The sequence below is a fragment of the Marinobacter sp. genome (assembly GCF_033722195.1).
Classification (GTDB): Bacteria; Pseudomonadota; Gammaproteobacteria; order Pseudomonadales; family Oleiphilaceae; genus Marinobacter.
Genome location: NZ_JAWVZL010000177.1, coordinates 1 through 3040 on the forward strand (window position 1 = coordinate 1; position 3040 = coordinate 3040).

A 3040-nucleotide genomic window follows, 5' to 3' on the forward strand; every position below is an offset into this window, starting at 1 on the left:
CTGGGATCGGCGCCTGCGGCCCGAGGTAGAGAGTGCGAACAACGACGAGCACAGCAGCGCCTGGCTGCGGGTCAGCCAGGGCTGGGCCGGCGGCCAGTATGGCTTCATGGCCATCCCCAGGATCGGCCACGAGGTGATCGTATCCTTCCTGGACGGCGATCCGGACCAGCCCATCATCACCGGGCGTACGTATCACGCCGGCAACATGCCGCCCTACAGCCTGCCCCAGCACAAGACCCGCACCACCCTGAAAACCCGCACCCACAAGGGCGAGGGCAGCAACGAGCTGCGCTTCGAGGATGAGGCCGGCCAGGAGCAGGTGTATGTACACGCCCAGAAGGACCTGGACCTGCTCACCGAGAACGACCGCACCGAGGTGATCCGGCGCGACAGCCACCTTACCGTGGGCAACCACCGCAAGGTCCACATCAAGGGGGATGATCATTGCACCGTAGCCGGGGAGCAACGCCAGCGGATCGGCGGTGACCGGAGCCTGACAACCGGCGGCAGCCATCACTGCAGGCAGGGCCAGTCCCAACTGGTGGAAGCCGGCCGCGAGATCCACCACAAGGCCGGCCTGAAAATCGTCATCGAAGCCGGCGCCGAAGTCACCCTCAAGGCCGGTGGCAGCTTTGTGAAAGTGGACGCCAGCGGCGTCACCGTCTCCGGCCCCATGGTGAAGATGAACTCCGGCGGGGCGCCTGGAAGTGGAGCGGCGCAACAGGCCCAGTCTCCCCATCTGCCCGGGAGTCTGGACGCCCACATCCCTGAGAAGGTTGTTTCACCGGCGTTGGCAATCTCGCCGCAACGGAAAACGTTCGAGGCCATACCCAGCAGCCCGGAGAAGCTCAGGCGTATGGCACAAAAGGATCTGCTGTTTGGCGCACAATGCCACCGCCAGGCCGATGGCTCCTGCCCATTAACCCAGTGCCCGTGTGACATGGGTTGAGCGGATGCAGACCATGACTCTCGATGCCGATATCAACCTGTTCCTGTTGCTGGATGGCGCAAAGCTCGATGCACCACGGATCACCTATCAGCATGACGATGCACCCTGGGCTGATTGGCTTTACCGCGGCACCCGCCACGAGGCCGCCCTGGCGGTGAGCCCCTATCTGGTCTTGCCGTCGGCGGGCTCTCGCCTGTGGGAGCAGCAATCAGCCTGGGCCGAGGGTGGAATCCTGATCAGAGCCAAGGCCGGGCCGGAAGTCCTGGTTGAACATCTGCGCAGTCTGATCAGTGTACGAATGCCCTCGGGACAACTGAGTTATTGCCGGTTCTATGTCGGCACCCATCTGGATCGCTTCTTCCAGGTATTGACGGAGGCGGAGCGCAACCTGTTCAGCGGACCCATCGTGGAGTGGCGCAACCCCCGCGCGGATGCATGCTGGCAAACCATCACGACCAGCGGGGTAGCTGAGGCAAAGCACTCTGAAAACGAGGGCTGGTTCCAGCTGAGCGAACCGCAAATCGAGGCCATGAACGGCACCCAGGGCCAGTCGTTTCTGGCACGGCTCAGGTCGTATCTCGATCTCGACGAACAGCGGGAATCGCAGGCCCGGCTGCAGCGTCTGGTCCGGGAGGCCGAGGAAAAAGGCTTTCACTCGGAGCGGGATATCGTCCGGTACGCCGAGCTGGCTCTCTATCATCCGCAGGGACTGCACAGCCAGGCCTGCCAGGTTCTGCTCGACGACAACGCAATGACCAATTTCGAAAAACTTGATCAACTCGACCGTCAGCTTGCACAGGGAGGTGCTGCGTGACCCTGGCCTATACCGTCAGAACCGGAGACACCCTTGGCAACATTGCCCGGAAGCACAGGGTGAGCGTGACACGGCTGATGAACCTGAACCCCGCAATTGAAGACCCCAACCGAATCTACGCCGGCCAGGTACTGAGCCTGCCTGCCAATGACGAAAACCTGTTCTCGTCGGCGCCGGCACTGACCCTGTGCGACCCGGCCCCCTGCCAGGACGAGTATGTGGAGATTGTTCACGTCACAGGCTCCGACACCCTTTATTTTCTGACCCAGGAAGATCTCGACGACATTCTGGAAGAAGAAATGCTGGTCGGTAGCGGCATAGAGCAGCTCTATTGCAGCATCGAGAACGGCGACGCATCACTCGGCGGCGAAAGCGAGCAGCCAGAGGCATCGGAGGGTGCCCTCAGAAGCAGGCTCCAGGAGCAGAAACAGACCCTGGTGGCGGACCTGGAGGAGTTGGGCGTCATTGGCACCTCAATGCAGACAACGCCGCGGCTGACCGAGATCAAACGCCTGAAGGGAAACCGGCATTACACCTACGTCCGCTCCGAGAAGATTGCCAATCACTGGCGCAGCTACCGAATGACCGCGAGGGATCGCGACCGCAGCCAGGGATGGCTGCACCGCGATGGTGTCGACACCGGCAAGCTTCGTCAGGCCGTCGAAGCCGACTTTGGCTTCAGACTCAAGGGCAGCTTCTGGGAGCTTGGGCCGGAGAGCAATTTCAGCAAGTCCATCAACCAGTTTCACAAGGAAGTCAGTGGCTCGGTATGGGGAAACAGGCAGCGGGAGCAGGCCATGCGCGACGAAACCGGCTTCAACGCATCGGCCGAGGCCCAGTTCATGCGCTTCGCCTCGGGCGCCGGCGCCTCCGCGGAGTTCACCCCGAGCAAGGGCAAGGTCCACCTCCAGGCCCGCGCCGATGCACAATTCAGCCTCGCCGAGGGCAAGGCCACTATTGAGCAGGCCTACCCCGCCAACAACGAGTCCGAAATCCGGATCTATTACCGTCGGGGTGGAATGGACGGGCCCCGGGCCTACGAAACCATGGGGCACTTCCAGGCCCGCCTGACCATCACGGCCAGCGGCTATGCCGGGGCCTCGGCGCTGCTGGCTGCCAATGTAAAAGTCGACTGTTCCGAGGGCGTTCCCAGCATTCGAGGTATCGCGAAGACCGGCGGCAATGACGAGGGCGTCAATGCCGAAGCCGGCGCATTTGCCGGGGTGCGCGCCGGCTGTGAACTACTCGGCGGCCTCTACTGGGTGGATAAACTCACC

At 62.6% G+C, this 3040-nt stretch carries 3 protein-coding genes; all 3 read left to right on the forward strand.

What is annotated here, in order from left to right; translation table 11 throughout:
* Nucleotides 1–949: type VI secretion system Vgr family protein (locus tag R3280_RS16440; RefSeq protein ID WP_318999691.1), on the forward strand; the 949-nt coding region annotated here is incomplete at its 5' end.
* A gap of 13 nt (nucleotides 950–962) precedes the next feature.
* Entirely contained in the window at nucleotides 963–1763 is an 801-nt protein-coding gene (locus R3280_RS16445) for a DUF4123 domain-containing protein (RefSeq protein WP_318999692.1), read from the forward strand.
* The coding region (locus tag R3280_RS16450; protein WP_318999693.1) for a LysM domain-containing protein at nucleotides 1760–3040 on the forward strand (1281 nt) is incomplete at its 3' end. The genes R3280_RS16445 and R3280_RS16450, both read left to right, overlap by 4 nt.

Bases quoted from the DNA above. Each gene is read 5' to 3' on its own strand.
- R3280_RS16445 (WP_318999692.1), top strand. From the start codon at position 963: ATGACTCTCGATGCCGATATCAACCTGTTCCTGTTGCTGGATGGCGCA.